At 70.5% G+C, this 25,143-nt stretch carries 25 protein-coding genes; 14 read left to right on the top strand and 11 right to left on the bottom strand.

The window, feature by feature from the left end:
- Nucleotide 1: 1 nt before the first annotated feature.
- From AC3EGR_RS11825 to AC3EGR_RS11815, 3 genes are all read right to left on the bottom strand, one after another.
- Entirely contained in the window at nucleotides 2-820 is an 819-nt protein-coding gene (locus tag AC3EGR_RS11825; protein ID WP_488546670.1) for an enoyl-CoA hydratase, read from the bottom strand.
- Nucleotides 821-914: 94 nt separating this feature from the next.
- Nucleotides 915-1,583: an alpha/beta hydrolase family protein gene (locus AC3EGR_RS11820; RefSeq protein WP_488546669.1), complete on the bottom strand. Its 669-nt coding sequence runs from the start codon at nucleotides 1,581-1,583 to the stop codon at nucleotides 915-917.
- A 34-nt stretch (nucleotides 1,584-1,617) separates the two neighbouring features.
- Nucleotides 1,618-1,827, bottom strand: a complete 210-nt coding sequence (locus AC3EGR_RS11815) for a hypothetical protein (RefSeq protein WP_488546668.1) — start codon at nucleotides 1,825-1,827, stop codon at nucleotides 1,618-1,620.
- Nucleotides 1,828-2,144: 317 nt separating this feature from the next.
- On the opposite strand from AC3EGR_RS11815, the gene AC3EGR_RS11810 reads away from it, so the two are divergent.
- Nucleotides 2,145-2,648, top strand: coding sequence for a pyridoxamine 5'-phosphate oxidase family protein (locus AC3EGR_RS11810; protein ID WP_488546667.1), 504 nt, complete (start codon nucleotides 2,145-2,147; stop codon nucleotides 2,646-2,648).
- Between the two features lie 45 nt (nucleotides 2,649-2,693).
- On the opposite strand, the gene AC3EGR_RS11805 is transcribed toward AC3EGR_RS11810, so the two are convergent.
- From AC3EGR_RS11805 to AC3EGR_RS11795, 3 genes are read right to left on the bottom strand one after another with little or no spacing between them, the layout of a single operon-like run.
- A complete protein-coding gene (locus AC3EGR_RS11805; protein ID WP_488546666.1) occupies nucleotides 2,694-3,407 on the bottom strand; it encodes a D-Ala-D-Ala carboxypeptidase family metallohydrolase in 714 nt (237 codons plus the stop codon).
- 47 nt (nucleotides 3,408-3,454) lie between these two features.
- Nucleotides 3,455-5,551, bottom strand: coding sequence for a sensor histidine kinase (locus tag AC3EGR_RS11800; RefSeq protein WP_488546665.1), 2,097 nt, complete (start codon nucleotides 5,549-5,551; stop codon nucleotides 3,455-3,457).
- Nucleotides 5,548-6,264, bottom strand: coding sequence for a response regulator transcription factor (locus AC3EGR_RS11795; protein ID WP_488546664.1), 717 nt, complete (start codon nucleotides 6,262-6,264; stop codon nucleotides 5,548-5,550). Before AC3EGR_RS11795 ends, AC3EGR_RS11800 begins: the two co-directional genes overlap by 4 nt.
- Before the next feature lie 143 nt (nucleotides 6,265-6,407).
- On the opposite strand from AC3EGR_RS11795, the gene AC3EGR_RS11790 reads away from it, so the two are divergent.
- From AC3EGR_RS11790 to AC3EGR_RS11780, 3 genes are all read left to right on the top strand, one after another.
- Nucleotides 6,408-7,037, top strand: coding sequence for a hypothetical protein (locus tag AC3EGR_RS11790; protein ID WP_488546663.1), 630 nt, complete (start codon nucleotides 6,408-6,410; stop codon nucleotides 7,035-7,037).
- Nucleotides 7,038-7,153: 116 nt separating this feature from the next.
- The gene (locus tag AC3EGR_RS11785; RefSeq protein WP_488546767.1) at nucleotides 7,154-8,350 is read left to right on the top strand and encodes a prohibitin family protein; all 1,197 of its coding nucleotides are present in this window, start codon (nucleotides 7,154-7,156) and stop codon (nucleotides 8,348-8,350) included.
- Nucleotides 8,351-8,352: 2 nt separating this feature from the next.
- The gene (locus tag AC3EGR_RS11780; protein WP_488546662.1) at nucleotides 8,353-9,798 is read left to right on the top strand and encodes an SH3 domain-containing protein; all 1,446 of its coding nucleotides are present in this window, start codon (nucleotides 8,353-8,355) and stop codon (nucleotides 9,796-9,798) included.
- 21 nt (nucleotides 9,799-9,819) lie between these two features.
- Here the strand turns inward: AC3EGR_RS11780 and AC3EGR_RS11775 are convergent, their stop codons facing one another.
- Both AC3EGR_RS11775 and AC3EGR_RS11770 read right to left on the bottom strand, forming a co-directional pair.
- Nucleotides 9,820-11,553 carry a RecQ family ATP-dependent DNA helicase gene (locus AC3EGR_RS11775; RefSeq protein WP_488546661.1) on the bottom strand — a complete coding sequence of 578 codons (1,734 nt, stop codon included), beginning with the start codon at nucleotides 11,551-11,553 and terminating at the stop codon, nucleotides 9,820-9,822.
- A gap of 4 nt (nucleotides 11,554-11,557) precedes the next feature.
- On the bottom strand, nucleotides 11,558-11,902 hold the full coding sequence (locus AC3EGR_RS11770; protein WP_488546660.1) for a hypothetical protein: 345 nt from the start codon (nucleotides 11,900-11,902) through the stop codon (nucleotides 11,558-11,560).
- A 134-nt stretch (nucleotides 11,903-12,036) separates the two neighbouring features.
- Between AC3EGR_RS11770 and AC3EGR_RS11765 the strand changes: the two genes are divergently transcribed.
- The 7 genes from AC3EGR_RS11765 (at nucleotide 12,037) to AC3EGR_RS11735 (ending at nucleotide 19,487) form a co-directional block, all read left to right on the top strand.
- The gene (locus AC3EGR_RS11765; RefSeq protein WP_488546659.1) at nucleotides 12,037-13,566 is read left to right on the top strand and encodes a class I adenylate-forming enzyme family protein; all 1,530 of its coding nucleotides are present in this window, start codon (nucleotides 12,037-12,039) and stop codon (nucleotides 13,564-13,566) included.
- Nucleotides 13,567-13,637: 71 nt separating this feature from the next.
- Complete coding sequence (locus tag AC3EGR_RS11760; protein ID WP_488546658.1) at nucleotides 13,638-14,132, top strand: MarR family winged helix-turn-helix transcriptional regulator; 495 nt, start codon at nucleotides 13,638-13,640, stop codon at nucleotides 14,130-14,132.
- The gene (locus AC3EGR_RS11755) at nucleotides 14,129-15,553 is read left to right on the top strand and encodes an efflux transporter outer membrane subunit (RefSeq protein WP_488546657.1); all 1,425 of its coding nucleotides are present in this window, start codon (nucleotides 14,129-14,131) and stop codon (nucleotides 15,551-15,553) included. Before AC3EGR_RS11760 ends, AC3EGR_RS11755 begins: the two co-directional genes overlap by 4 nt.
- A gap of 25 nt (nucleotides 15,554-15,578) precedes the next feature.
- Entirely contained in the window at nucleotides 15,579-16,835 is a 1,257-nt protein-coding gene (locus tag AC3EGR_RS11750) for an EmrA/EmrK family multidrug efflux transporter periplasmic adaptor subunit (RefSeq protein ID WP_488546656.1), read from the top strand.
- Nucleotides 16,836-16,843: 8 nt separating this feature from the next.
- Nucleotides 16,844-18,412: a DHA2 family efflux MFS transporter permease subunit gene (locus tag AC3EGR_RS11745; RefSeq protein WP_488546655.1), complete on the top strand. Its 1,569-nt coding sequence runs from the start codon at nucleotides 16,844-16,846 to the stop codon at nucleotides 18,410-18,412.
- A 174-nt stretch (nucleotides 18,413-18,586) separates the two neighbouring features.
- Nucleotides 18,587-18,844: a hypothetical protein gene (locus tag AC3EGR_RS11740; RefSeq protein WP_488546654.1), complete on the top strand. Its 258-nt coding sequence runs from the start codon at nucleotides 18,587-18,589 to the stop codon at nucleotides 18,842-18,844.
- Nucleotides 18,845-18,947: 103 nt separating this feature from the next.
- Entirely contained in the window at nucleotides 18,948-19,487 is a 540-nt protein-coding gene (locus AC3EGR_RS11735; protein ID WP_488546653.1) for a DUF3617 domain-containing protein, read from the top strand.
- Between the two features lie 82 nt (nucleotides 19,488-19,569).
- Here the strand turns inward: AC3EGR_RS11735 and AC3EGR_RS11730 are convergent, their stop codons facing one another.
- Nucleotides 19,570-20,274, bottom strand: a complete 705-nt coding sequence (locus tag AC3EGR_RS11730; protein WP_488546652.1) for a YggS family pyridoxal phosphate-dependent enzyme — start codon at nucleotides 20,272-20,274, stop codon at nucleotides 19,570-19,572.
- A gap of 62 nt (nucleotides 20,275-20,336) precedes the next feature.
- On the opposite strand from AC3EGR_RS11730, the gene AC3EGR_RS11725 reads away from it, so the two are divergent.
- The 3 genes from AC3EGR_RS11725 to AC3EGR_RS11715 all read left to right on the top strand — a co-directional run bounded on the left by AC3EGR_RS11725 (nucleotide 20,337) and on the right by AC3EGR_RS11715 (nucleotide 23,564).
- Nucleotides 20,337-21,380, top strand: a complete 1,044-nt coding sequence (locus AC3EGR_RS11725) for a type IV pilus twitching motility protein PilT (RefSeq protein ID WP_488546651.1) — start codon at nucleotides 20,337-20,339, stop codon at nucleotides 21,378-21,380.
- 12 nt (nucleotides 21,381-21,392) lie between these two features.
- Entirely contained in the window at nucleotides 21,393-22,529 is a 1,137-nt protein-coding gene (locus AC3EGR_RS11720; RefSeq protein ID WP_488546650.1) for a PilT/PilU family type 4a pilus ATPase, read from the top strand.
- Between the two features lie 132 nt (nucleotides 22,530-22,661).
- On the top strand, nucleotides 22,662-23,564 hold the full coding sequence (locus AC3EGR_RS11715) for an NAD(P)-dependent oxidoreductase (protein WP_488546649.1): 903 nt from the start codon (nucleotides 22,662-22,664) through the stop codon (nucleotides 23,562-23,564).
- Nucleotides 23,565-23,693: 129 nt separating this feature from the next.
- Here the strand turns inward: AC3EGR_RS11715 and AC3EGR_RS11710 are convergent, their stop codons facing one another.
- Nucleotides 23,694-24,428, bottom strand: a complete 735-nt coding sequence (locus tag AC3EGR_RS11710; protein WP_488546648.1) for a BON domain-containing protein — start codon at nucleotides 24,426-24,428, stop codon at nucleotides 23,694-23,696.
- Nucleotides 24,425-25,024, bottom strand: a complete 600-nt coding sequence (locus tag AC3EGR_RS11705) for a phosphoheptose isomerase (protein WP_488546647.1) — start codon at nucleotides 25,022-25,024, stop codon at nucleotides 24,425-24,427. The genes AC3EGR_RS11710 and AC3EGR_RS11705 overlap by 4 nt, the downstream gene beginning before the upstream one ends.
- Nucleotides 25,025-25,143: the final 119 nt, after the last annotated feature.

Raw genomic sequence — 25,143 nt, 5'->3', positions numbered from 1 at the left:
GTCACTTCCCCCGGAACGCGGGCTTGCGCTTTTCCATGAAGGCCCGGCGGCCCTCGGCGTAGTCCTCGCTCTCGAAGCAGTCGAGGATCAGGCGCTTGCACAGGTCGCGGTCCAGGTCCGCATCGTCCTTGAGCATCTCCTCCATGATCTGCTTGCCGGCATGGATGGTCAGCGGCGCGTTGACGGCAAAGGCTTCCGTGTATTCGGCCAGGAGGGCGGCCAGCCCGGCGGCCGGTGCGATGCGCGTGACCAGGCCCACTGCCTTGGCTTCGCTTGCGTCGATGCGGCGCGCGGTGAAGAACAGGTCCTTGGCGACGCCGACGCCCACCAGGTTCACCAGGTTCTTCAAGGCGGACAGCCGGTAGCCCAGGCCCAGGCGCGCCGCGGGGATCGCGAACAGCGCGTCGTCGGCGGACAGGCGGATGTCGCAGCTGATCGCCACGTTGACCCCGCCGCCGATGCAGTACCCCCGGATGAGCGCGATCGTGGGCCGCTTGCAGCGGTAGATGGCCATCAGCGCTTCTTCGGCCATCGCCTCGTACTGCTTGACCGCTTCGCGCGCGGCCCGCATGTCCTCGAACTGGGAGATGTCGGCGCCGGAGACGAAGGCTTTCTCGCCCGCGCCCGAGAACACGACGCAGCGGATCGCATCGTCCTGCTCGGCCTGCGCCAGCAGCGGCGGCACCGCCTGCCACATGTCCACGGACAGCGCGTTGTGCTTGGCGGGGTTGTTGAATCGGATGTGCAGCGCGGACCCTTCGGTCCAAACCTGCACGCGTTCGGTGGGCGAGCGGTAGCTCGCGGTCGTGGCCTCGGTCATGGGCGCGAGTATGTGCGGGCGCGGCGAGCCGGCCGCTACGGGCTTACCCGCCACGCATACGAAAGCTTGCAGCGCGATGCCGCGCCAGCCATCGTCAGCGCGTGCGCATCCACTGCGCCGCGGTGTGCGCCAGTTCGTCCAGCACCTGCGCGTCGTTGCGGCCCGAGCGCACCAGCACGTGGAAGGCGTGGTCGGCGCCCTCGACGACGTGCAGCGTCGCGCGTGCTTGCAGCGGCTGGAGCACCTCGCGCACCAGCGCCAGCTCGGCGAGCGCGTCGCGCGTGCCTTGCAGGAACAACATGGGCACCTGGACCTCGGCGAGGTGCGTCGCGCGCGCCGTGCCCGGCTTGCCCGCCGGGTGCAAGGGGAAGCCCACGAACACCAGCCCGCGCACGCCCGGCATGGCAGCGGCCGCCTGCGCCTGCGAACTCATGCGGGCGCCGAAGGACTTGCCGCCGGCAAAGAGCGGCAGTTCCGGGAAACGCCGCCGGGCTTCGTCGACCGCCGCGCGCACCGTGGCCTGCGCCACGGCCGGCGGGTCCGGCCGGCGGCTGCCCTGCTCCATGAAGGGAAACTGGTAGCGCAGCACCGCAGCGCCCTCGGCACACAAACGCTGAGCCAGCGCGGCGAGGAATTCATGGTGCATGCCCGCCCCGGCGCCGTGGGCGAGGACGTAGCAGGCGAACGGCTGGGGAGGGGAATCGAGAAGGGCGGCAACACTGCCGCCCGGGGACGAGGAAAGCGTGAGGGGAAGGGTCTGCACGTCGAGGTCGCGGGGCTTCGTGCCCCAGCCTACCTCAATGCATCAGGACGGCGGACTCGACCGCGGGAGGCGACAGCTCGCGGCCGACCATGGCGCGGGCGTAGAAGTAGTTGTTGCGGGCGCGTTCGCTCATCTGGTCGAGGTCGACCTGCCCTTGCTGGTCACACGGGAAAGCGTAGCCGCGGCCACTGTGGAACAGGGAGCGGAAGCACAGCTGGTGGTTGTTGGCACTGGACTGGTTCATTTCGCATCTCCTGGTGGGGGCACGTTGCCCCTTCCTGTGCCTTCATGATGGTCGACGCCCAGGTTTCCCGCGATCGGACCGCGCTGAATCGACCGCAGGGGTTCATCGGGTCCGGGGGCACGCCAGCGCCGAGGCTGCATAGGAGCCGTCCTATGTCGGGTCAGCAAGAAGCTGACCCAGCCACGGCGTCGGTGCTGAGCCATCGTGTCCTAGGACAAAGCCCAGTCGACCTGGGCCCACAGGGAAATGCTGTCGCCGCTGCGCCCACGGACTGCCGCGTTCGCCCACCATGGAGCGACACAGACACGGAGTCCCTCATGAACGAAACCGACAAGCAGCACGAGGTCCTGTGGGACCTCATCAAGGAAACGCGCTTTTGCATGCTGTCGCACCGCCACGCCGACGGCAGCCTGCATTCCCACCCGCTCACCACGCAGAACAAGTCGCTGGAGCAGGACGCCTGCCTCTACTTCTTCGTCTCCCGCTCGACGGAGGTCGGCCAGCGCCTGCAGCAGGACGGCAACGTCAACCTGGCTTACGCCAATCCGGGCAAGGACACCTGGGTTTCGGTGACCGGCACGGCGCGCGTGCTAGACGACCTGGCGAAGAAGAAGGAGCTGTTCAACGCCATCGCCAAGGCCTGGTTCCCCGGTGGCGCCGAGGACCCCGACATGGAGCTGGTCGAAGTGCGCATCGACGAGGCGGAGTACTGGAACGTGAAGGAGAACAAGCTGCTGCAGCTGCTCAAGATGGGCAAGGCGGCCGCGACCGGCACCCGCCCGAAGGGCATGGGCGAGCACCAGGAACTGCACTTCAACTGAAGGTGAGGGATGTGGTCCCGGCGTCGGCCGGGATCCCCGCGCCACTCACTCCAGGCAGTAGCTGCTCGCGCGCTTGTGGCTGGCGCCCCAGGTGCGGTAGCCGGTGCGGTCGATGTGGACGCGGCCGGTGGGGTAGCGGCTGACGCCCATGTCCCAGGCGCGGCCCTCGTCGCGCCAGAAGCGGCACAGGCGCTCGCCCTCGGCGACGGGCAGCGGCGCGATGTCCACGGCGAAGCGCTGGTGCGAGCTGCCCGGCGCGCCGCCCGCGCAGCGGTTCAGCTTCGGGTCGCGATACGCCGAGACCACCTCGAAGTCCGCGAGCACGCCGCGCTGCCGCAGCTCGCGCAGCAGCACCAGCAGATCGCGCACCTTGGTCCATTCCGCGGCCGGCGGAACTTCGAAGGGTTGCGCATGGCACTCCTTCCACATCGAGGCGCTGCGCAGCAGCTGGTAGGTGGGCACCACGGCGGCCACCTTCTCGTGGACCAGGAATTCCTCGAAGGCTTCCACCTCGGGGTGCGTGGCGCGCCAGCTCGAAAACAGCAAGGCATCGCGTTCGGGATCCGACAGCGGCGCGGCCGGAGCGGGCGCCGGCGCCGGGGGGGGCGGCGGCGGCGCCGTGGACGGATACGGGCCGGGCTCGGACGGCACCGGTGCGGGCGCCGGCGCCGTGGAGGGCGCGCGTGCAGGCGGACCGCAGGCGGCCAGCACGGCCACGAGCGGCCACAGCGTTGCCAGCCGGCGCAAGGTCGTTCCCATGCCGCGAGCCTAGCGCAGCCCGCGCGGGCCGGGGCCGGGGGGAAGGCTCAGCCTTCCAGCGGCAGCACCAGTTCGAACACCACGCCGCCGGGCACGTTGTGGCAGCGCACGGTGCCGCCCATCTTGGCCATGTAGGTCCGCGCCACGAACAGGCCCTGGCCGCGGCGGCCGCTCGCCTCGTCCGCCGCGCCTTCGCTGACGCCGTAGTCGAAGATGCGCCCGAGCAGCGCCTGCGGGATCGCCTCGCCGACGTTGTGGACGGCCACCACGGCCTCGCGGCCGCGCGCGGCCAGCGACAGCGTGATCGCCGTGCCGGGCGTGCGGTGCCGCTGCGCGTTGCGCAGGATGTGCGTGACCGCGTCCTCCAGCGAGAACGGGTCGGCGCGCACGGCCAGCGCCGCGCCCGGGCCTTCGTAGCGCACGTCGTCGATGCCGGCGTAGCCCGCGTTGGCGGCCACCTCGCGCACGAAAGCCTCCAGGTCCAGCGGCGACAGCTCCAGCTGCGCCGCGGCCAGCGCCTCGCTCGGCGACGCCTGGCCGTACAGCACGCGCACGGCCTGCTGCATGCGCTGCACGTAGCGGTGGGCCGGATCGCCCGGATCCGGGTGCAGCACCATGAGGGACTGCAGCGGCGACAGGATCTCGTGGCCGACCGCCTGCAGCACGTCGCGCTCGCGCTGGGCACGCACCTGCTCGCGCTGCACGTCGCCCTTGACGCGCTGCAGCAGGTCCGAGAGGCCGCCGGCGAGGATGCCCAGTTCATCCTTGCCGCGCAGGTCGGAGACGTCCAGCTGCGCGATGCGCCCGTCGGCCGCGGCCTCCATCTGCACGCTGTGCGAGACCGCGGCCGCGCGCCGCGTCAGCACCGCGATGCGCCGGATCAGCCCCACCTCGATCACGATCCACGCCAGCGCGATCGCGGCCAGCATCGCGCCCACATACCAGGACATGCGCGTGGCGACCACGCCCAGGCTGCGCGCGACGCCCTGCGCTTCGCCGGTGAGCCGCACCTCGTAGTTGGCCAGCGGCGTGCTCACCGTCTCCTGCATGGCGATCGGAGCCGGCCGCGACGTGACCGGCAGGCGGTCGATTAGGCGCAGGATCAGCGGCGAGGTGCGCCCGGCGCCGTCCGTGGGCGACTTCAGCACCGTGAGCGGCTGCGGGTTGCCGGCGCGGCGCACCGTGAGTTCCTCGCCGGGCTGCAGCAGCCGCCCCAGGTCGTTGAGCGACGCCGGCGGCACCGCGCCCGGCGCGTTGCTGTCGAACACCGGCGCGCCGCCCGGCGCGAACATCTGCAGGTGCACGCGGATGCGGTCCAGGTCCGCCGGCGGCCACCCGGGACGGCTGGTGCCCAGGCCCGCGCGGAAGCCCTCGACCGGCAGGCGGATCGCATAGGAGACGCGGCGGGGGCAGTCCGGCGGCTCGCCGCCCGAGGAGCAGGAGGCGCTTTGCCACACCCAGCCGCGGAAGTCGCGCAGCGGCGCCGCGTCCGAGGGCAGCCCCGCTTCCGCCGGCGCGGCGTAGGCGACCAGGCGGCCGCGCACCAGCGGCTCGCCGCGCATCGACTGGCGCTCGAAGGGCGCGATCCAGCTGCGCACCTCGCCGCGCATCTCCAGGCGGATGCGCGCCATGTGCACGTCGCCGAACACCGCCTCGCCCGGGTCGCGGCCCACCAGCTCGCCGCCGGTGAAGCTGCCCACCAGGTAGAGGAAGCCGCCCGCATAGGCGTTGCTGCCGACGCCGGCGCACAGCGCGCTGTCGTCGGGGTAGATCACCGAGCAGCCGGCCAGGTCCACCGCCTGCAGCGCCTTGCCCGGGTCGTCGAAGTCCAGCGAGGCATAGGGCAGCACCAGCGGGTGCAGCGGGACGGCCTCGGCCGGCGGGTAGGGATTGAGCAAGGCCAGCTGGCCGGCCGGCTGCCGCAGGCGCGCGAGGACGTCGGCCTGGGTCTTGCGGAAGTTCTGCTGGTAGTTGCGCAGGCTGCGTTCCTTCTCGTCCTGCAGCAGCACCACGGCGAGCGCCAGCGTCGCGAGCGCCAGCAGCAGGAACACCGCGCGGATCAGGATGCGGCGGCGGAAGGACGCGAGCCCCAGGCGCGGCACCTCCAGCGCCAGCTCGCGCAGGGCGAGGTCGGGCAGCTTCATGCGCGCTTGCGCGCCGCCGGGTCGGTCCAGCGGAAGCCGCGCATGGGGACGTTCTCGATCGCCTCGAAGTCGGGGTCGACCTCGCGGAAGGCCTCCCGGATCGTGGCCACGTGCTTGCGCACGTTGTCGCGGTTGCGCCCGCTCTTGACCACGTCGAACAGCTCCTCGTAGGAGACCACGTCGCCGCTGCGCTGGTACAGCGTGGCCAGGATGCGCTGCGCCGTGAGCGGCAGGTTGATGCGCTCGCCCCGCCAGGTGGGCGTGCGCTGCCACAGCGGGTCGAGCGCGAGTTCGCTGGCGGCGGCGGGTGCGGCGTCCTGCTGCGCCCGGCGCTCGCGGGCCACGCGCAGGATTTCCAGGAAGGTCTCGATGAAGTCGGCCTCCTCGAAGGTCGTCTTCTGCAGGTAGTCCCAGGCGTCCAGCGCCTTCATGATGCTGCGGTAGATCGCCGCCGGCATGGCGGACACCACCAGCACCGGCACGCCCGAGCGCCGCTTGTTGATCGCGTTGATCAGCGCCACGCCCGCATGGCGCTCGCGCCCCAGCTCGATGTCCAGCAGCACCACGTCGTAGCTCTCGCGCTCCAGCGCCGCCTCGGCGCTGTCCCGGTCGAACCACTGGTCGATGGTGATGCCGGGGCGGGCCGCGCGGATCCAGCCCGCGAGCTGGTTGCTGGTGGGCTGGTCGTCCTCGATCACGGCGACGCGGGTCATGCGGGCCATTATCGAATGGGCCGCGGCGCCGGGGTCCGGAAGATTTCTTCCGGGGCGTGAACGAAGCCGCCCGCCTCTGCATTGTTCCTTCGCGGGCGGCTGCGAAGAATGGCTTCCATCGTCACCACCCAAGGAAAAGCACCATGGAGACCCTGAGCATCCGCAGCGCCCTCGTCCGTTTCGCCATGGTCGCCGCAGCGAGCGCGGCAGCGGCCTCCCTGTGGGCGCAGAACCGCCCCGAGCAAGGCGTGCTGCTGGACGCGCAAGCCTGGCAGCAGGAGGTCGCGACGGACAGTCCCGTCCCCTGGCCGGCGGCCGGCTGGTACCGCCTCGTCGCCAGGGAGCAGGGCGTGGAGGTGCGCAGCGTCCAGCCGTCCGCGCGCGGTGCCGTGCCGGCCGATGCGCTGTTCTTCCGGCTCCCGGGGACGGCGCTCAAGACCGGGCTGCGCAGCAGCTACCGTGACCAGGAGGTGCTGCGTTCCGCCCGGATGGGGCGCGAGCACGAACCGAGCCTGGGCAAGCGCTTCACGCTGCGCGTGGAAGAGGTCGACGCCGGCGTGCGCTACCGCATCGGCTACGGCACGCACGAATACACGTACATCGTCGGCCCCAAGGGTTCCACTACCAGCGTGCGCGCGGTGGCGGACCTCGACGGCGACAGCCGCCCCGACTTCGTGATCGACGTGGACGGCCTGGCCACCTACCTGCTGCTGTCCACCAAGGCGCAGCCGGGGCTGAACCTGCCCACGGCCGAAATGCCCGCCGCCAGCTGATCGCACCGCTCACCCCACGCACCAAGGAGAACACGATGCTCGCCCGCCTGAATTCCATCGTCCGCGCCATCCACCTGGCTGCGTTGCGACGCTGGCGCCGTCCGGGGCAGGGCGAGATGCTGTTCGCCGAGGGCACCCTGGCCCGCGTGCAGCAGGCCAGGCGCGCGATCGGTGCCGCCGCCGTGATCGGCGCGGCCGGCTGGGTGCTGTTCACGCATCCGCCCCTGCGCGGGGTCGGTGCGGGCGAGGTGGGCGTGCGGACCAATCGCGTCACCGGCGACGTCGTGCAATGGCGCGAGGGCAGCGTGTTCGTGCTGCCCGGCTTGCACGAGGCGCAGGTGTTCTCGCTGCGCGACCGCATCTACCGGCCGGCGCAGATCGCCAGCGCGGCCGGCGGGGCACCGGTCCAATCGGTCGAAGGGCTGTCGGTGGGCATCGACCTGGCCGTGCGCTACGCGCTCGATGCCTCGCGCCTGCGTGCCACGGCGCGCAACCTGCCGGCCGACATCGGTGCCGAGATCGTCGAGCCGGCGGTGCAGGACGTGGTCTACAAGGTCTTCGCCCGCTACACGGTGCGGGAGATCTTCTCGACCAAGCGGGCCGAGATCCAGCAGGCGATCGAGGCGGACCTGCGCGGGCGGCTGGCGGCCGACGGCGTGTCGCTGAAGGGCGTGCTCGTGGGCAAGGTGGACCTGCCGGCCGACTACAAGCGCGGCATGGAGGGATTGCTCGCCGAGGAGCTGGAGTCCCAGAAGATGGAGTACACGCTGCAGCTCAAGGACAAGCGCGTCAAGGAATCGGCGCTGGAGGCCTCGGCCGAGAAGGTGCGGCGCGAGCTGCGCGCCGAGGCCGCGGCGCGCGAGCAGGTGATCGCGGCGCGGGCGCAGGAAGAGGCGATGAAGCACGTGCTGCCCTTCAAGCAGCGCCAGGTGGAACAGCGGCGGCTCGAAGCCGAGGCCGAGAAGGAAGCGCGCACCAAGGTCGCCGAAGGCAATGCGCAGGCGCGGCGCATCGAGGCGGGCGGCGAGGCGGATGCGCGCAAGCGCCTGGCCGAGGCCGAAGCCTTCCGCATGGAGAAGGTGGGCCAGGCCAACGCGGAGCAGATGGCGCGCGAAGGCGCGCTGCTGTCACGCCATCCGCTCCTGATCCAGAAGACCCTGGCCGACAAGCTCTCGGACAAGGTGCAGGTGATCATCGCGCCGCCGGGTTCCGGCGGTGGCTTCCTGGCCGCGAACCTGCTGGGCGGCGGTGCCGGCGCGCGCGAAGCGGGGCCGCAGCCCGCTTCGGCGCAGGCCAGGGGCGAGGAGGACTGAGCATGCTCGCCACCGTTCTGGCGGCGGCGAGCCTGGGCACGGCGATCGTCGCCACCGACCAGGCCGGGCTGCGCGCCGCGCCCCGCGACTCCGCGCCGGCGCAGGTCCAGCTCTGGCAGGGCGAGGCGCTGGAAGTGCGCGGCGAGCGCCTGGGCTACCTGCAGGTGTGGGACCACCAGCGCGAGCGCGGCGGCTACGTGCGCGCCAGCCAGGTGCGCAGCCTGGCGCTCACGCCCGCCGAAGCGCCCGACCTGCTGGCGGTGCTGCGCTTCCTGCGGGAAGCGCCGGGCGCGGAGTCGCTGGGCATCGGGCTCGCGGCGGCGTGGCTGCGCGCGGCGCCGGCGGAGTCGGTGCGCGGCCCAGCGGGCGCGGATGCGCTCGATGCGCTGGGCGGCTTTGCCGAGCGGCTCGCGCGGCGTGCGTCGGCCCCGGGCCTTGCCGGCCAGCACGCGCAGCTCGCCTTGTCCGCGCACCTGGAGGTGGCCGCCCGCTATGGCCTGAAGTTCTCCAGCTACGAGTCCGAAGGCCGGGTGCGCGTCTGCTACGACGGCGACGCCTTCCGGCGCGTGCTCGCCTTGCCGGCGCAGGCCGAGCAGAAGGCGCGCGCCGCGCTCGCCTTGACGCAGCCGGAGTGCCTGGACCCGGCCTTGCAGCCGCTGCAGCGCCACCAGCGCAACCTGTGGCGCGCCGAGGTGCTGGACGGCGTGGAGCTCGCCAACCTGCCGGCGCACGTGCGCAACCGGATGCTGCTGCGGCGCGCGGCGGTGTGGAGCACGCTCGCCTACGAGCACGCGCGCCTTGGCGAGCCTGCGCAGCGCGCGGCGCAACGCGCGCTGGACGAACTGGCCAGCGCCCGCAAGGAGGACCTGGCGGAGGAGGATGCTGCCGACTGGAACGACGCGGCGATGCGCGTCAACGCCTCGCGCTGGGCGGCGATGCCGGCGGCGCCGGCGGCTGGCGACGGCAAGCTGCCCTGGGTCGTGACGCAACCCGGGCAGGCCGGCGAGACCTGCGTGCTGCTGGTGGACGCGCAGCACGGGCCCGCGCAGCCGCTGGCGCGCCGCTGCACCTATGGCCTGGTGTGGGCGCAGTCCGCCAGCCTCAACCGCGAAGGCAATGCGCTGGCGCTGGCGGTGCAGCCGCTGGAAGCCTGGCGCGAGCTGTGGCTGTTGCGCCGCCAGGGCCGGCAGTGGGCGATCGACGTGCTGCCGCCAGCCGGCTTCTCGCCGCAACTCGGTTACGCGGAGTTCGCCGGCTGGGTGCCGGGCGGGCAGCAGGTGCTGGTGGCCCGGGAGGCGCGCGGGGAAGGCCGGTACCGGCGCAGCTACGAGGTGGTGAGCCTGGCCTCGCTGGCCACGCAGAGGCAAGCCCCCGAAGCCAGCGCATTGGGGCCGTTCCAGCGCTGGCAGGATGCGCAGTGGAAGAGGATGACAGTGTCGCTGCGGTGACGCAGTGTGTCCGTCACGCCGTCACGCCGCCGCGCTGGCCTCGGTCGCCTTCGCCCGTGCCGCCTTCGCCCGCCGCACGTACTCGGGCAGGAAGCTGCGGCGGCTGCGGTCGGCAAACACGACGGTGACCTGGGTCGCGGTCGCTTCTTCCACCACGCCGCGCCCGTAGCGCCGCACCTCCACCAGGTCGCCGCGCGCGAACACCGGGGTGTCGTTCTCCTGCGGCGCTTCTTCTTCCACCTCGGCTTCCTTGCGCCGCAGCAGGTCTTCCACCACGGCCTCGTGCGCAGCGATGCGCCGGCAGTTGTCGCAGTGCTCGCAGCGCTCGAAGCTCGCCTCGTCTTCCAGGTGCTCGAGCACCACGCGCCACCTGCACTGCCCCGTCTGGGCATAGAAGACCATGCGCTCCAGGGCCTGCCGGTCGAGGTCGCGCTTGCGGCCGTAGCCTTCGGTGAGCGCGCGCAGGCGCGAGCCGTCGGCAGCCTTGCCCAGCAGGCGCAAGGTTCCGTCGCGCGCCATGGCAACCATCCGGTCCTTGCGCAACAGGCCGAGCGCGACCTGCAGCTTGGCCTTGGCGCGGCCGATGCGCGCCTGCAGCAGCGGCAGCGTCCACGCGCCGCTCTCCGCGGGCGTGTCGCGCAGCGCCTGCACGATGGCCAGTGCATCTTCCTCGCCGGGATAGCGCCCCGCCATGAAGAACTGCTGGATGGCCTTGTCACCGCGCAGGAACAGCAGCGTGCAGCGGGCGCGCTCGCCGTCGCGGCCGGCGCGGCCCGCTTCCTGGTAGTAAGCCTCCAGCGTGGCGGGCAGCTGGTAGTGCAGCACGAAGCGGATGTCGGGCTTGTCGATGCCGAGCCCGAAGGCGTTGGTGGCGACCATGACGCGGCGCTCGCCGCTCATGAACGCTTCCTGCACGCGCGCGCGCTCGGCCGCCGGCAGCTTGCCGTGGTACAGGCCCACGGATTCGTCCGCGGCGACCAGGGCCTCGTGCACTGCCTGCGCCGCCTTCACGGTGGCGGTGTAGACGATGCCGCTGCCTTCGGACCCCTTCACCAGCTTGAGCACCTGCGCCAGCTTGTCCGCCTCGCGTGCGACCGGCACGACGCGCAGGTCCAGGTTGGGCCGGTAGGCGCTGGTGTTGACGACGCCGTCCGGCGCGATGCGCAACTGCTGGCAGATATCCTGGGCGATCTCGTCGGTCGCCGTCGCCGTCAGGGCCAGGACCACGGGGTTGCCGAGCCGGGGCAGGACGTGGGCGATCTCCAGGAAGGCGGGCCGGAAGTCGTGGCCCCACTGCGAGATGCAATGCGCCTCGTCCACGGCCAGCAGCGCCACCGGATGCGCGGTCAGTTTCTCCAGGAAGTCCGGGTCGGCGAAGCGCTCCGGCGTGGTCATGATGATGCGCGCGCTGCCGTCGGCGACCGCGGCCTCGGCTGCGTGCACCGCCTCGCTGTCGATGGCGCTGTTGACCTGCACGGCCGCAATGCCCAGCTCGCGCAGGGACTCGCACTGGTCCTTCATCAGCGCGATCAGCGGCGAGACGACGACCGTGCGGCCCTGCAGGATCAGCGCGGGGAGCTGGTAGCACAGCGACTTGCCGGCCCCGGTGGGCATGACGGCCAGCGTCGACTGGTGCGCCAGCACGCGATCGATGACCGCTGCCTGGCCCGGGCGCAGGCGCGACAGGCCGAAGGTGTCGCGCAGCAGGGTACGAACCTGCCGCATGGAGGCGGCCGGTGGCGCGCTGCGGGGCATGGGCTCAGCGGTCCTGGTCCGACGTATCGTCGTCGGCCATGGCCTGGACATCCTCGTTGTCCAGGTCGGTCATCTCCATGCCGTCGGGGTCGGCCTCGGGGAAGCCTTCGCCGTCGGCCAGGTTGACAATGCGGTCGGGCTTGATGTCGCCGCCGATCTCCGCGTCGGCGCCGGCGACGGCACCGCGCTCGCCGGTGTGGCCCGAATCGATCGTGTCCTCGCTCGCCTCGCGGGTGCCGATGGTGTCGCTGCCGCTGTCCGAGTTGTCGCTCGGACCCAGCAATTCGGCTTCGCGGCCCTTGGGTTCCATCGGTGCCGGGTCGCCGCCCAGGATGCTGCTGAATGCCATCTCGTTCTCCTTCCGGGATCTGAAGCACACAGTCTCCTGCGCGCCCGGGCAGCACGGCGTCGGCTCTCGCACCGCGGCCGTGTCGGACGCAGCCGTCGCGCCGGCCTCGCGTACAGTGCGCGAAAGGAGACGAGATGACCGCCGTCGCTTCCGAAGCCCCCGCGGGCCTGCCGCCGTTTCGCGCCATCCCCGACCTCATCCGCGAGCATGCGAAGGCGCGGCCGCGCCAGCCGGCGCTGCGGCAGGGCGCCTCCTGCCTCAGCTGGTCCGAACTCGATGCGCGCATGGACCGGATCGCTGCGCGGCTGCAGGCGCTGGGCGTGCAGCCGCGCGACAGCATCGCGATCTGCGGCGCCAATTCGATCGCCTACGCGGCCTTGTTCCTGGGCGGCCTGCGTGCGGGGCTTGCCGTCGCCCCACTTCCCACCGGCACCACCACGCAGCAGCTGGCCGGCATGGTGCGCGACAGCGGGGCGCGGCTCTTCTTCACGGACGCAAGCGTGCCGGCGCTGGACGTGCAGGTGCCCTGCATCCGCATGGACGCGGGCGGACTCGACGCCTGGTTGGAGGCCGGCGCGGCGGCACCCCGTCCGGTGGACATCCAGCCGGACTGGGCTTTCAACATCATCTACTCCTCCGGCACCACGGGCACGCCCAAGGGCATCGTGCAGCCGCACGGCATGCGCTGGGCGCACGTGGCCCGCGGCGAGAACTACGGCTACGGCGCGGACACCGTGGCGCTGGTCGCCACCTCCCTGTGCTCCAACACGACGCTGGTGTCCGTGTTCCCCGCGCTCGCCAAGGGCGGCACCGTGGTGCTCGCCGAAGGCCGCTTCGATCCGCAGCGCTACCTCACCCTGGCGCAGGAGGTGCGCGCCACGCACGCGATGCTGGTGCCCGTGCAGTACCAGCGCCTGATGGCCGTGCCCGACTTCGACCGGCACGACCTGGGCTCCTTCCGCATGAAGTTCTGCACCAGCGCGCCGTTCCCGGCGAAGCTCAAGGCAGACGTGCTCGCGCGCTGGCCGGGCGGGCTGGTCGAGTACTACGGCATGACCGAAGGCGGCGGCACCTGCATCCTGGAAGCGCACAAGTTTCCGGAGAAGCTGCACACCGTGGGCAAGCCCGCGGAAGGCCACGACATCCGGCTGGTCGACGAGGAAGGGCGGGAACTGCCCGCCGGCGCGATCGGCGAGGTGGTCGGCCGCTCCGGGGCGATGATGACCGGCTACCACCAGCAGCCGGGCAAGACGCGCGAGGCGGAGTGGTACGACGCCGAGGGCAACCGCTTCATCCGCACCGGCGACGTCGGCCGCTTCGACGAGGACGGCTTCCTCACGCTGATGGACCGGCGCAAGGACATGATCATCAGCGGCGGCTTCAACATCTACCCGAGCGACCTCGAGGCGGTGCTGCGCGGCCATCCCGCGGTGCAGGAGGCGGCGGTGGTGGGCGTCCCCTCCGAGGCCTGGGGCGAGTCGCCGGTGGCCTTCGTGGTGCCGGCCGCCGATGCGCCGGCGCCGGAGCTGCTGCGCGCCTGGGCCAACGAGCGCCTGGGCAAGACGCAGCGCCTGGTGGACTTGCGCTACCTCGCCGAGCTGCCGCGCAGCGACATCGGCAAGGTCCTCAAGCGCCAGCTGCGCGACGCCTGGCCCCCCGCCTGACTCCCCCAGGAAGCTGCCGGAGCAATCACAGCCTTGACAGTATTTGCCTAGGCAAGTATATTTGCCGGCTCATGACCCGACCCAGCAAAGCGCTCGCCTTCTACAAGGCGGAGAACTACCAGCCCGACGAGAGCGCGGTGTACCTGATGCGGCAGATCCTCAACCTGGTCGCTTCCGAAGTGGACCAGGCCCTGGAGCCCGCCGACCTCACGAGTGCCCAGTGGGTGCCGCTGCTGAAGCTGCACATGGGGCACGCCTCCACCGTGGCGGAGCTGGCGCGCGAGTGCAAGCTGGACGCCGGCGCGATGACGCGCATGCTCGACCGGCTCGAGGCCAAGGGCCTGGTCGCCCGCGTTCGCTCCTCCGAGGACCGCCGCGTCGTGAACCTGGAGCTGACGCGCGAGGGCAAGCTCGCCGCGAAGGAAATCCCCGCCGTCCTGTGCAAGGTGCAGAACGCCTTCCTCGAGGGCTTCTCGGTCGCCGAGTGGCAGCAGCTCAAGGACCTGCTGCGCCGCGTGCTCGCCAACGGCCTCGCGCTGCAGGGCACAACCCAAGGACAGGAATGATCAAGCCATCCCATGGCCGGTCGCTCGCCGGCCTCGCTGCCGCCCTGCTGCTCGCGGGCTGCGCCAACATGAAGGGCATAGACCCGCAAGCCTCGCTGCGCACGCCGGCGCCGCCCCAGGCGTCCGCCCAGGAAGTGGCGCCGCTCGCCGCCGAGTGGTGGAAGGACTTCGGCGATGCGCAGCTGGACCGCCTGGTGGAGCAGGCCCTGCGTGACAGTCCCAACCTGGGCGTCGCGCGCGCCCGCCTGCGCCGCGCGCAGGCCGCCACCGAAACGGCCGACGCGAGCCGCTACCCGCAGGTCAGCGGCCAGGTGGACATCCAGCGCCAGCGCTTCAGCGAGAACGGCCTCGTGCCGCCGCCGCTGGGCGGGACCATCCAGAACACGGGCACCGTGCAGGCCAACGCGAGCTGGGAGATCGACTTCTTCGGCAAGCATGCAGCGGCCCTGCAGGCGGCGCTGGGCAACGCGCGCGCCTCCGCCGCGGACGTGGCCGCCGCCCGCGTGGTGCTGGCCAGCAACGTGGCGCGCACCTATTTCCAGTTGCTGCGGGTGCAGGAGCAGCTGGTCGTCGCCCGCCGCACGCTGCAGCAGCGCGAGCAGCAGTTGCAGTTGGTGCAACAGCGCGTGAGCGCCGGCCTGGACACCACGCTGCAGCAGCGCCAGAGCGAAGGGGCGATTCCCGAGGCACGCCAGCAGATCGAGGCGCTCGAGGAGCAGGCCCAGACCACGCGCAATGCGCTGGCGGCGCTGGTCGGCTCGCAGGACGTGCCTTCCGCGGGGCAGTTGCCCGCGCTGCGCACCGTGCGCGCCGCCGCCACGCTGCCCGCCTTGCCGGCCGACCTGCTCGCCCGCCGTCCCGACGTCAACGCGGCGCTCTGGCGGGTCGAGGCGGCGGGCCAGGACGTGAAGACCGCGCAGGCGGAGTTCTATCCGAACGTCAACCTCACCGCCTTCATCGGCCTGTCCACGCTGGGCCTGGGCAAGCTGGTGGACCTGGGCAGCGCCCAATGGGGCGTGGGTCCGGCGATCCGGCTGCCGATCTTCGACGCCGGCCGCCTGCGCGCCAACCTGAAGGGCCGCACCGCCGACCTGGACGCCGCCGTGGAAAGCTACAACGCCGCCGTCCTGGAAGCCTTCCACGAGGCGGGCGATGCGGTCGCGGCCGTGCAGTCGGTGGTGCGCCAGCAGGTCGAGCAGCGCCAGGCGGAAGCCGCCGCCGAAGGCGCCTACGACATCGCCGTGCAGCGTTACCGCGCCGGCCTGGGCACCTTCCTGGACGTTCTCAGCGCGGAGAACGCCGTGCTGGCCCAGCGCCGCCTGGGCGTGGATCTCGCCGCGCGTGCGCTCGACGCCCGCGTCGCCCTGTACCGCGCCCTCGGCGGCGGCTATGCCGCCGGCACCGACATGGCCGCGCACTGAATCACGCAAGCAAAGACAAGACACCATGAGTGAACAACAACAGCCCGCAACCATCGCCCCGCTGGAGGGGCGCAACAGCAAGCGCCGCAAGGCGCTCGCGGCCCTGGCCGCCGTCGTCGTGGTCGGCGGCGTCGCCTGGGGCGCGTGGGAATGGCTGGTCGCCAGCCACTACGAGAGCACCGACAACGCCTACGTGCAAGGCAACGTCATCCAGATCACGCCGCAGGTGGGCGGCACGGTGATGTCCATCCATGCCGACGACACCGACTTCGTGAAGGCCGGCCAGCCGCTGGTCAAGCTCGACCCCGCCGATGCCAAGGTGGCCCTGGAGCAGGCCGAAGCCGGGCTGGGCCAGAGCGTGCGCCAGGTGCGCACCCTGTACGCGAACAACGGCTCGCTCGCCGCCCAGATCGCGCTGCGCGAGGCCGACGTGGCCAAGGCGCAGGCCGAAGTGACGCGCGCGACCGACGACTACAACCGCCGCGCGTCGCTGGTGGGCAATGGCGCGGTCTCGCGCGAGGAACTGAACCACGCGCAGTCGCAGTTGAACAGTGCGCGCAGCACGCTGAGCGCGGCGCAGGCCGCCGTGATCGGCGCGCGCGAGCAGCTGGCCAGCAACCAGGCGATGACCGCGGGCACCGATGTGGAGCAGCACCCGCAGGTGCAGGCCGCCGCCGCCAAGGTGCGCGAGGCCTGGCTCGCCTCGCAGCGCGCCGTGCTGGTCGCGCCGGTGGACGGCTACGTCGCCAAGCGCACCGTGCAGCTGGGCCAGCGCATCGCCGCCGGTGCGCCGCTGCTGTCCATCATTCCGCTCAACCAGGTGTGGGTGGACGCGAACTTCAAGGAAGTGCAGCTGCGCAAGATCCGCCTCGGCCAGCCGGTGACGCTGACCGCCGACGTGTACGGCAAGCGGGTGGAATACAAGGGCACGGTCGCCGGACTGGGCGTCGGCACGGGCGCCGCCTTCTCGCTGCTGCCGGCGCAGAACGCCACCGGCAACTGGATCAAGGTGGTGCAGCGCGTGCCGGTGCGGGTGGCGCTGGACGCGCAGCAACTGAAGGAACATCCGCTGCGCGTGGGCCTCTCGATGGAAGCCACGGTGGACGTGAGCCGGCAGGAGGGCAAGACCTTGGCGGACGCGCCGCGCGCCGCCGCCATGACGCAGACCCAGGTGTTCGACACGCAGGACGACGGCGCCGAGGCCGAGGTGCGCCGCGTCATCGCGCAGAACACCGGTGCCAGCAACCTGCGCGCCCACGGCGCGGCCGCCTCGCGGCCTTGACGCGCGCCATGGCCAACGCCCATCCGCAGCTGCCGCTGCCGCCGCTGGAGGGATCCGCGCGGCTGTGGGGCACGATCGCGCTGTCCGCCGCCACGTTCATGAACGTGCTGGACACCTCGATCGCCAACGTCTCGCTGCCGGCCATCGCCGGCGACCTGGGCGTCAGCCCCAACCAGGGCACCTGGGTCATCACCAGCTTCGCGGTGGCCAACGCCATCGCGGTGCCGCTCACCGGCTGGCTGGCGCAGCGCATCGGGCAGGTGCGCCTGTTCGTGGCGAGCGTGATCCTGTTCGTGATCGCCTCCTGGCTGTGCGGCCTGGCGCCCAACATGACGGCGCTGATCGCCTTCCGCGCGCTGCAGGGCTTCGTCGCCGGTCCCATGATCCCGCTGTCGCAGACGCTGCTGCTGGCGAGCTACCCGCGCGCGCAGGCAGGGCTGGCGATGGCGATGTGGTCGATGACGACGCTGGTCGCCCCGGTGATGGGGCCGCTGCTGGGCGGCTGGATCACGGACAACATCGCCTGGTCCTGGATCTTCTACATCAACATCCCGGTGGGCATCGCCGCCGCCTTCGCCTCGCTGGCGATCTACCGCAAGCGCGAGAGCCAGACGCGGCAGCTTCCCATCGACAAGGTCGGCCTGGCGGTGCTGGTGCTGTGGATCGGCTGCCTGCAGGTGATGCTGGACCTGGGCAAGGAGCACGACTGGTTCTCCTCGCCGATCATCGTCGGCCTGGCGGTGACCGCCGCCGTGGGCTTCGCCTTCTTCCTCGCCTGGGAACTCACCGAGCAGCATCCGGTGGTGGACCTGCGCCTGTTCGCGCGGCGCAACTTCTGGGGCGGCACCATCAGCCTGTCCGTCGCCTACGGCCTGTTCTTCGGCAATGTGGTGATCCTGCCGCTGTGGCTGCAGCAGTTCATGGGCTACACCTCCACCGAGGCCGGGATGGTGATGGCGCCCGTCGGCATCATGGCCCTGATCCTCTCGCCGGTGGTGGGCAAGACGCTGGCCAAGGTGGACCCGCGCAAGTACGCGACCTTCGCCTTCATCGTGTTCGCGCTGGTGCTTTGGATGCGCTCGCGCTTCAACACGCAGGCCGATTTCGGCACGCTGATGGTGCCTACCGTGATCCAGGGGGTGGCCATGGCCTTCTTCTTCATCCCGCTGACCACGATCACCCTGTCGGGGCTGACGCCGGACCGCATCCCGGCGGCTTCGGGCCTGAGCAACTTCGTGCGCATCAGCGCAGGCGCCATGGGCACCTCGATCTTCACGACGCTGTGGGAGAGCCGGGCTGCGTTGCACCACGCGCAACTGGCGGAGTCGGTCTCCGCCGGCAGCGCGGTGGCGCAAGCCACCTTGTCGGGACTCACCGCCAGCGGCATGACGCAGGAGCAGGCGCTGGCGCAGGTGAACCGCCTGGTGGACCAGCAGGCCTTCATGCTCGCGGCCAACGACCTGTTCTACCTGTCGGCCGCCCTGTTCCTGCTGCTCATTCCGCTGGTCTGGCTGACCCGTCCGCAGCGCGCCGGCGCCGGCCCGGGCGCGGGCGAGGCGGCTGCGGGCGCGCACTGATGAACCAGCCGATGCGGCACTGTCCGACAAGGCGTTGCCGCCGCTTCGACGGCCAAGGCTGTGCTTGTCGCTGACGCCAGCAGAAGAACACGACGCTCACGGACTCTCCCCGCGCGCCCACAGGCTGGCCGCCGCGCGCCGCGCATTCTCTTGGCCATACCCAGGAGATGCTCCATGAAATACATGCACAAGGCCATCTGGCAATGCGACGGCAACCTCGTGATCCGTGGCAACACCCGGGCGCTGCTGTTCCGTGCGCTGGAGGATGTGCGTGCGGACCTCGGCAAGCGCCAGGACGCCGACCAGCTCAAGCGCACGCTGGCCGCGCTGCAGGAAGTCCTCGGTGAGTACGACGGCAAGCTGCCCAGCGCCGTCGAACTGCTCGGCGACCCCGAGAAGGAGCGCATCTCGCGCAACCTGCTGAAGGTCTGACCCACAGCAACCCGGATCGAGATCCTGCACGTTCGCCCTTCCGGGCGATGGGCAGGCGCGGTGCCTGGCGCCAGAATCCTCCTTTTGGATGGAGGAGATCACCATGCACCGCAAGCTCCTGGCCGCCGCGGCGGCCCTGGCCCTCGCCCTCCCCGCCGGCGCGCAGACCATGAAGCCCGGTCTGTGGGAAATGAACAACAAGACCAGCGGCGGCCAGATGGACCAGGCCATGGCCGAAATGCAGAAGCACCTGGCCGACATGTCGCCCGAGCAGCGCAAGCAGATGCAGGCCGCGATGGCGGGGCAGGGCGTGAAGATGATGCCGGGCGCGGGCGGCGGCATGGCGGTCCAGATGTGCCTGACCAAGGACATGGTGGAGCGCAACGACGTGCCCATGGAAAAGGGCTGCACCACGACGCGCAACGAACGCAGCGGCGGCAAGGTGAAATTCGCCTTCACCTGCAGCAACCCGCCTTCCAGCGGCGAAGGCGAGGCGAGCTTCACGCCCGACACCTACACCAGCCGCATGACACTGAAGACCGTCGTCGACGGCAAGCCCGAGACCATGACCATGGAAGGCAAGGGCCGCTGGCTCAAGGCGGACTGCGGCGAGGTCAAGCCGATGCCGCAGCCGAAGAAGTAGGGCGCCACCCGCCGCTGCATGGCATCGCGGCCCCGAGCCGCGAATAGGCGGCGCCTGGAGCCGACGCCCCGGGGATTGCGGGTCAGGCCCGCGGTGCCACGGGTTTCAGGCGGGTGCCGAAGATGGCCGTCCCCACGCGCACCATCGTGCTGCCCGCGTGGATCGCCGCCTCGAGATCGGCCGTCATTCCCATCGACAAGGTGTCCAGCGCCAGTCCTGCGGCGCGCAGTTCCTCGTACAGCGCGCGGGCACGCCGGTGCACCGCCAGCTGCGCTTCGAAGTCCTCCGCCGGCTCCGGGATCGTCATGAGCCCGCGCAAGGACAGGCGCGGCAGCTGCGCCACCTCCTGTGCGAGCGCGAGCGCCTCGCCGGGCGCCACGCCGGACTTGCCCGGCCCGCCGTCGATGTTCACCTGGATGCACACCTGCAGCGGCGGCTGGTCCGCGGACCTTTGCTCGGACAGGCGCTGCGCGATCTTCAGGCGGTCCACGGTGTGCGCCCACGCGAAGTGCGCCGCGACCAGCCGCGTCTTGTTGCTCTGGATCGGCCCGATGCAATGCCACGCGAGCGGCAGGTCGGCGAGCAGGGCCTGCTTCTCCACCGCCTCCTGGATGTAGTTCTCGCCGAAAGCTGTTGCGCCGGCGCCGTACGCTTCGCGCACCGCGTCGGGTCCAAACGTCTTCGAAACGGGTAGCAGCGTGACTTCGTTCACGTCGCGTCCGGCGGCCGCACAGGCCCCCGCGATCCGCTCGCGCACGCTCTGGAGGTTCAAAGCAATCGTCGTCATAATGGATCAGTCCTTCGCACGCATCGCGCTGCCTGGGACGGATCACAAGGAAGAGGGGATTCGTGGATATTACCCAGCTGCTGGCATTCAGCGTCAAGAACAAGGCGTCGGACCTGCACCTCTCGGCGGGCCTGCCGCCCATGATCCGCGTGCACGGCGACGTGCGCCGCATCAACGTCGACCCCATGGACCACAAGCAGGTGCATGCCATGGTGTACGACATCATGAACGACACCCAGCGCAAGGCCTACGAAGAGTTCCTGGAGTGCGACTTCTCCTTCGAGATCGAGGGGCTGGCGCGCTTTCGCGTCAACGCCTTCAACCAGAACCGCGGCGCCGGCGCCGTGTTCCGGACCATCCCTTCCAAGATCCTCACGCTGGAACAGCTGAACGCGCCCAAGATCTTCCAGGACCTGGCGCTCAAGCCGCGCGGCATGGTGCTGGTGACGGGCCCCACGGGCTCGGGCAAGTCCACGACGCTTGCCGCGATGATCAACCACCTGAACGAAACCGAGTACGGCCACATCCTGACGGTGGAGGATCCGATCGAATTCGTGCACGAGTCCAAGAAGTGCCTGGTGAACCAGCGTGAAGTGGGCCCGATGACGCTGTCCTTCTCCAACGCGCTGCGCTCGGCGCTGCGGGAAGACCCGGACTGCATCCTGGTGGGCGAAATGCGCGACCTGGAAACCATCCGGCTGGCGATGACCGCGGCGGAAACGGGCCACCTGGTGTTCGGCACCCTGCACACCTCCAGCGCCGCCAAGACCATCGACCGGATCATCGACGTGTTCCCCGCCGAGGAAAAGGAAATGGTCCGCGCGATGCTGTCGGAATCGCTGCAGGCCGTGGTGTCGCAGACGCTGTGCAAGACCAAGGACGGCAACGGCCGGGTGGCGGCCCACGAGATCATGATCGGCACCCCCGCGATCCGCAACCTGATCCGCGAGGCGAAGGTGGCGCAGATGTATTCCTCCATCCAGACCGGCAACAGCGCGGGCATGCAGACGCTGGACCAGAACCTCACCGAACTCGTTCGCCGCAACGTGATCAGCCCGGCGGAAGCTCGCGGGAAAGCCAAGATCCCCGAGAACTTCCCAGGATAAGGAGCGGGCACCATGGAACGCGATCAGGCATCGAAATTCATCAACGACCTGCTGAAGCTGATGGTCGGGCGCAACGGCTCGGACCTCTTCATCACGGCCGATTTCCCGCCCGCCATCAAGGTGGACGGCAAGGTCACCAAGGTCTCGCCGCAGCCGCTCAATGGCGCCCACACGCTGGCGTTGGCGCGGTCGATCATGAGCGACAAGCAGGCGGCGGAGTTCGAGCGCACCAAGGAGTGCAACTTCGCGATCTCGCCGCCCGGCGTCGGCCGCTTCCGCGTGAATGCCTTCGTGCAGCAGGCCAAGGTGGGCATGGTGCTGCGGGTGATCCCGCAGACGCTGCCGACCATCGACGGCCTGGGCGTGCCGCAGGTGCTCAAGGAAGTGGTGATGTCCAAGCGCGGCCTGTGCGTGCTGGTGGGCGCCACCGGCTCGGGCAAGTCGACGACGCTCGCGGCCATGATCGACTGGCGCAACGAGCAGAGCTACGGCCACATCATCACGATCGAGGACCCGGTCGAATTCGTGCACCCGCACAAGAACTGCGTGGTGACGCAGCGCGAGGTGGGGCTGGACACCGACAGCTGGGAGGCGGCGCTGAAGAACACGCTGCGCCAGGCGCCGGACGTGATCCTGATGGGCGAAATCCGCGACCGCGAGACGATGGAGCACGCCATCGCCTTTGCCGAAACGGGCCACCTGTGCATGGCGACGCTGCACGCCAACAGCGCCAACCAGGCGCTGGACCGCGTGATCAACTTCTTCCCGGAAGAGCGCCGGCCGCAGCTGCTGATGGACCTGTCGCTGAACCTGAAGGCCTTCGTCTCGCAGCGCCTGGTGCCCAAGCAGGACGGCAAGGGGCGCGCGGCGGCGGTGGAGATCATGCTGAACTCCCCGCTGATCTCCGACCTGATCTTCAAGGGCGAAGTCTCCGAGATCAAGGAGATCATGAAGAAGAGCCGCAACCTGGGCATGCAGACCTTCGACCAGGCGCTGTTCGACCTGTACGAGAACAACGTCATCAGCTACGAGGACGCGCTTCGCAACGCCGACTCCGTCAACGACCTGCGCCTGCAGATCAAGCTGAACAGCCAACGCGCCAAGACGCAGGACCTGGCCGCGGGCACGGAGCACCTGGCGATCGTCTAGATCCCGGCACGGCAGGGGCACAGGGGGCGCGGAGGACCGCAGGGATCCTTGGCTCCCTTGCCCTGCGCTTGCTCTGCCTCCTCCGCGCCTGTGGGGTGAATGCCTTTCGCGTGCGCTGCTAAAGTCGCGCGGATGCCCAGTATCAACCCCAAGACATACGAATCCGTTCCCGCGCGCAAGGTCGCCTTCCTCGGCCTGGGCGTGATGGGTTTTCCGATGGCGGGCCACCTTGCGCTGGCCGGGCATCGCGTCACCGTCTACAACCGCAGCGCCGACAAGCGCCTGGCCTGGTGCCAGGAGTTCACCGGCGCGGCCGCGCCCACGCCGCGCGAGGCGGTGGCGGATTGCGACTTCGTGTTCTGCTGCGTCGGCAACGACGACGACCTGCGTTCCGTCGTGCTGGGCGAGCAGGGCGCCTTCGGCGGCATGAAGGCAGGCGCCGTGTTCGTGGACCACACCACCGCCTCGGCGAACGTGGCGCGCGAGCTGGCGGCCGAAGCCGGCAGGCGCGGCCTGCAGTTCGTCGATGCGCCCGTCTCCGGCGGCCAGGCGGGCGCGCAGAACGGCATGTTGACCGTGATGTGCGGCGGCGAGCAGGCGGCCTTCGATGCGGTGCGCCCCATCGCGATGTGCTTTGCGCGCGCCTTCACGCTGCTCGGAGCGAGCGGCGCCGGGCAGCTGACCAAGATGGTGAACCAGGTTGCCATCGCCGGCCTCGTGCAGGGCCTGTCCGAGGCGATCGCCTTCGGCCTGAAGGCGGGGCTCGACATGGAGCAGGTCCTGGAGGTGATCGGCAAGGGCGCGGCCCAGAGCTGGCAGATGGACAACCGCGGCAAGACCATGATCGCCGACAAGTTCGACTTCGGCTTCGCCGTGGACTGGATGCGCAAGGACCTGGGCCTCGTGCTGGACGAGGCCAGGCGCAATGGCGCCCGGGTGCCGGTGACCGCGCTGGTCGACCAGTTCTACGCCGACATCCAGGCCATGGGCGGGAACCGCTGGGACACCTCCAGCCTCGTCAAGCGGCTGCGGTAAGGGCGTTCGCGCCTCCCGTCAGCCCCGCTTCCCGGTCCTGCCCGCGCAGGGGGCGACCAGTGCCTGCACGAAAAAGCCCCGCGGCGCGGGGCTTTTTTCTTCTTTGGGTCCTACCTGCGCGGGATGCGTTCAGCGCACCGGCGTCGCCACCGCCCCGCCACCGGCCGGGGGAGCCTCGCCGGTCGGGGCGGGTGCCGCAGCCGGAGCCGCCGGCGCCACCGTGGCGGGCGCCGCGTTGCCGCCCGGCACCGACACGCCGGCCTGCCGCAGTTCTTCGGGCGACATCACCTCGAAGATGCGCACGACGCGCTGCACGCCGGGGATCTGGCGCGCGATGTTGGTGCCGCGCTCCGCCTCGCGCGGCGAGACCCGCCCCATCAGGTACACGGTGCTGCGCTCGGTGACGACGCGGAAGGCCTGCGCCTGCAGGTCGGACGCATCGACGAAGGAGGCGCGCACCTTGCCCGTGATGAAGGTGTCGTTGGAGCGCTGCGTAAGCGAGCTCGCGGGCATGACGGCCAGCTCGTTGACCACGCCGCGCACCGTGTCCACGCGCGAGACGATCTGCTCGGCTTGCTGCTTGGCCGCCTCGCTGGGGACCTCGCCCGTGAGCAGGACCTGGCGGTTGTAGCTGGACACGTTCACGTGGGCGCGGTCGCCGAGCGCCTCCGTCAGGCGCGAGGCCGCGCGCATCTCGATCGTCTCGTCGTCGATCTGCGCGCCGGAGCTGCGCCGGTCGTTCATCAGGATCGCAGCGCCCCCGGCAGCCGCGCCGATCATCAGCGGCGCGCAGCCGGCCAGGCTGGTGGCCAGCAGCGCAGCGGCGAGCGAGGCTGTGGGGAAGGAGAAGGTCTTGCGGTTCATGCGGGGGTGTCCTGGTCGCCTAGCAGTTGCGCGTCCACGCCGTCGCAGATGCAGTGCAGTGCGAGGATGTGGACTTCCTGGATGCGCGCGGTGCGCTCGTGCGGCACGCAGATGTGCACGTCGGTTTCGCGCAGCACGCCCGTCATCTTGCCGCCGCCGCGCCCGGTGAGTGCGACGACGGTCATCTCGCGTTCGTGCGCAGCCTCGATGGCCGCGAGCACGTTGGCGGAATTGCCGCTGGTGGAGAGCGCCAGCAGCACGTCGCCCGCCTGGCCCAGCGCGCGCACCTGCTTGGAGAAGATGCGGTTGTAGTCGTAGTCGTTGGCGATCGCCGTGAGGATGGAGCTGTCCGTGGTCAGCGCGATCGCGCCCAGCTCGGGGCGCTCGCGTTCGAAACGTCCGACGAACTCCGCCGAGAAGTGCTGGGCGTCGGCCGCCGAGCCGCCATTGCCGCAGGCCAGCACCTTGCCGCCGCTCGTGACACACGCGAGCACCGCCTGCACCGCCTGCGCGATGGGCTTGCTCAGGACCTGCGCCGCCTGGTACTTCAGGTCCGCGCTCTCGATGAAGTTCTGCTGTATGCGTTGCTCGAGCATGTTGCCTCCATGATAACGCTGTGCCTGCGCGTGAAAAATGTCTGGGACATGAGCCCCGTGTGAACACGCGGTTACCCGTTTTGTCCCGTTGTTTCGCGTGACGCGGCAGGTGTAGTCCT

The organism is Ramlibacter sp. G4-7 (assembly GCF_057784995.1).
Note: the sequence above shows the minus strand (reverse complement) of the source record. Positions and strands in the feature narration are given on the sequence as shown.